Here is a 3,561-nt window from a genome sequence, read left to right as displayed (position 1 = left end):
CCCTGCTCCTGCATGGTCACGCCGATCAGTTGCTCGGCCATTTCCATCGCGATCTTGTTGTGGCTGATGAACAAAAACTGCGTGCCCTTGCTCATGCTGGACACCAGCTTGGCATAACGTTCGGTGTTGGCGTCGTCCAGCGGCGCGTCCACCTCGTCCAGCAGGCAGAACGGCGCGGGGTTGAGCTGGAAGATGGCAAACACCAGTGCGATGGCCGTGAGGGCCTTTTCGCCGCCCGACAGCAGGTGAATGGTCTGGTTCTTCTTGCCGGGCGGCTGCGCCATCACCTGCACGCCGGAGTCGAGGATTTCGTCGCCGGTGATGATGAGCTTGGCCTGGCCGCCGCCGAACAGCTCGGGGAACATGCGGCCAAAGTGCGCGTTCACGGTGTCGAAGGTGCCCGAGAGCAGCTGGCGCGTTTCGCCGTCGATCTTGCGGATCGCGTCTTCCAGCGTGTTCATGGCCTCGGTCAGGTCGGCGGTCTGGGCATCCAGAAACACCTTGCGTTCGCTGGCGAGCTTGAGTTCATCCAGCGCGGCCAGGTTGACAGCGCCCAGCGCCGCAATCTCGCGGTGCAGGCGGTCGATTTCGCTTTGCAGGCCGCCCATGCGCACATTGCCCTCGGTGATGGACTGGGCCACAGCCTCCAGGTCGGCCTGGGCGTCGGCCAGCAAGGTGGTGTACTGCTCCAGGCCCAGGCGCGCGGCCTGTTCCTTGAGCTGGAATTCGGTGATGCGCTGGCGCAGCGGGTCGAGGGCGCGCTCCAGCTGCATGCGGCGTTCGTCGCTGGCGCGCAGCTTGGTGGTCAGGTCGTCGTACTCGCTGCGCTGGGCGCCGAGGGCCTTTTCGCGCTCCATCTTCAATTCGAGCGCGGCTTGCAGGCCGCCCTGCGCGGCGGCGTCGGACAGCCGGGCAAGCTCATCGCGCGCGCGCTGCTCCTCGTCGGCCAGGGCCTTGGCCTGCTGGGTGGCGGTTTCGATGGACCGGTTGAGTTCGCCCCGGCGCGCTTCCAGGCTGCGCTGCGAGAACGTGGCCTCTTGCGCTTGGCGCTCTAGCGTGCGCTGCTGTTCGCGGCAGGCGGTGAGCCTGCGCTCCGCCTCAATGACCTTGTCGCCCAGCTGGGCCTCGCGCTCCTGGCTGTCGGCCAGTTGCATGTCCAGCTCTTCAAAGCGGGCTTCGGCGGCCACGCGGCGTTCTTGCAGGTCGGCCAGCTGGGCTTCGACCTCGGCCAGGTCGCCGTCGATTTGCTGGCTGCGGGCGCGGGTCTGCTCGGCCAGCTGGGTCAGGCGCAGGGTCTCGACCTGCAGCTCGTGGGCACGGCTTTGTGTTTCGGTGGCTTCGCGGCGGGCAGACACCAGGCGCTGTGAGGCGTCGGCATAGGCCGCTTCGGCGCGGACCAGGGCGGCGCGTGATTCTTCGGCGATGAGCGCCTGCGCGCGCAGCTCTTTTTCGAGGTGCTCGATCTCCTGCGCCCGGGCCAGCATGCCGGACTGCTCGGAGTCCTGCGCGTAAAAGCTCACACTGTGGGCGCTGACGGCATGGCCCGTGGGCACAAACACCACTTCGCCGGGCTGCAGCGTGCTGCGGCGGCTCAGGGCGTCGTCCAGCGTGGGGGCGGTGTAGCAGCCCTGCAGCCAGTCCACCAACACGGCGCGCAGGCCCGCATCATGAAGGCGCAGCAGGTCCGACAGGCGGGCGTGCGGTGACGATGTTTCAGGGTGGCCCGCAGCGGGGACGCTGTAGAACGCCAGGCGGGCGGGTGGCGCATCGTTGCCGCCAGAGCCCAGAAAGCCCCGCACCATGTCCAGGCGTCCTACTTCCAGCGCTGCCAGGCGCTCGCGCAGCGCGGCTTCGAGTGCGTTTTCCCAGCCCGGTTCGATGTGGATGCGGCTCCACAGGCCTTGCAGGCCGTCCAGGCCGTGCTTGGCCAGCCAGGGGCGCAGCTTGCCGTCGGTCTTGACCTTTTCCTGCAGGGCCTTGAGCGCCTCCATACGGGCCGACAGCTCGGCCTGGCGGGCGCTTTCGCTGTTGACGGCCTGCTGGCGAGCGCGGCGGTCGTCGTCGAGCTGGGGCACAGACTCCTGCAGCTCGTGCAGGCGGGCTGCGGTGGTTTCGGCGATCTCCTGCGCTTCTTCGAGTTGCTCGCGCAGGTTGGTCAGACGGGCTTCGTCGGGCGCGGCCAGTGCGTTGCGGTCGGTTCGCAGGCGCTCGAAGCGGGCGTCGAGCTGGCGGCTTTGTTCGTCAAAGCTGCGCTGCTCGGCGGCCAGCACGCCAATCTGCTGCTGCACCTGCACCACGCTGCTGCGTTGCTCGGCCGTGCGGCTTTGGACCTGGCGCAGGGCTTCTTCCAGGTCGGGCAACTGCATGGCCTGCTCTTCGACCTGGGCGGCCAGCAACTCGGCGCGCTCTTCGGCGTCCACACCGGCACCGGCCAGGTTTTCCAGCTCCACATCGGCGTCTTCCTTGCGGGCCTGCCACTGGGCGATCTGCTCGGCCAGTTGCACCAGCCGCTGCTCCACGCGCTGACGGCCTTCGACCACGTAGCGGATCTCGGCTTCGAGCTTGCCGACTTCGGCCGTGGCTTCGTAGAGCTTGCCCTGGGCCTGGTTGACCTGGTCGCCCGCAGCGTAGTGCGCCTGGCGGATGGTTTCGAGGTCGGACTCGACCGCGCGCAGGTCGGCCATGCGCGATTCCAGGTCGTTCACGGCCTGCAAGCCATCGAGGCGCACCTTGTTCTGCTGCTCTTCGGCCTCGGCCCGCTTCAGGAACCACAGCTGGTGCTGTTTGAGCGTAGCGTCGGAGTTGAGCGCGTTGTACTTGGCGGCCACTTCGGCCTGCTTTTCGAGCTTTTCGAGGTTGGCGTTCAGCTCGCGCAGGATGTCCTCAACCCGCGTGAGGTTCTCGCGCGTGTCGTGCAGGCGGTTTTCGGTCTCGCGGCGGCGCTCCTTGTATTTGGAAACGCCAGCGGCCTCTTCGAGGAACAGGCGCAGTTCCTCGGGGCGGCTTTCGATGATGCGGCTGATGGTGCCCTGGCCGATGATGGCGTAGGCGCGGGGCCCCAGGCCCGTGCCCAAAAACACGTCCTGCACATCGCGGCGCCGCACAGGCTGGTTGTTCAGAAAGTAGCTGCTGGTGCCGTCGCGCGTGAGCACGCGGCGCACGGCCACCTCGCCGTACTGCCCCCACTGGCCGCCTGCGCGGTGGTCGGAGTTGTCGAACACCAGCTCCACGCTGGCGCGGCTGGCCTGCTTGCGGGTGGTGGTGCCGCTGAAGATCACGTCCTGCATGCTCTCGCCACGCAGCTCGCTGGCCTTGCTCTCGCCCAGCACCCAGCGCACCGCGTCCATGATGTTGGACTTGCCGCAACCGTTCGGCCCCACCACGCCGACCAGTTGCCCGGGCAGCATGAAATTGGTGGGTTCAGCGAACGACTTGAAGCCGGAGAGCTTGATGGAGGTAAGACGCACGGATCAGGGGGCGGGCAAAAAATGGGGGAAGCGGGGACCGGAAGGGGCGCCGGACGGGCGTTCCGGGCGGGAACACGCTGGCTGCAGCCACGGC

Annotated in this window: 1 protein-coding gene; it reads right to left on the bottom strand. The window is 67.6% G+C overall.

The genetic code is table 11. The annotated features are described in order from the left end of the window. Positions 1-3,467 (bottom strand): chromosome segregation protein SMC (smc, locus tag DBR12_RS19510; protein ID WP_233244922.1); only part of this gene is annotated, 3,467 nt, incomplete at its 3' end. Between the last annotated feature and the right edge of the window lie 94 nt (positions 3,468-3,561).

It is taken from the genome of Acidovorax sp. HMWF029, from assembly GCF_003060895.1.
Taxonomy (GTDB): domain Bacteria; phylum Pseudomonadota; class Gammaproteobacteria; order Burkholderiales; family Burkholderiaceae_C; genus Acidovorax.
The sequence above is the reverse complement of the archived record's forward strand: the minus strand, read 5'-3'. Positions and strand labels throughout refer to the sequence as shown.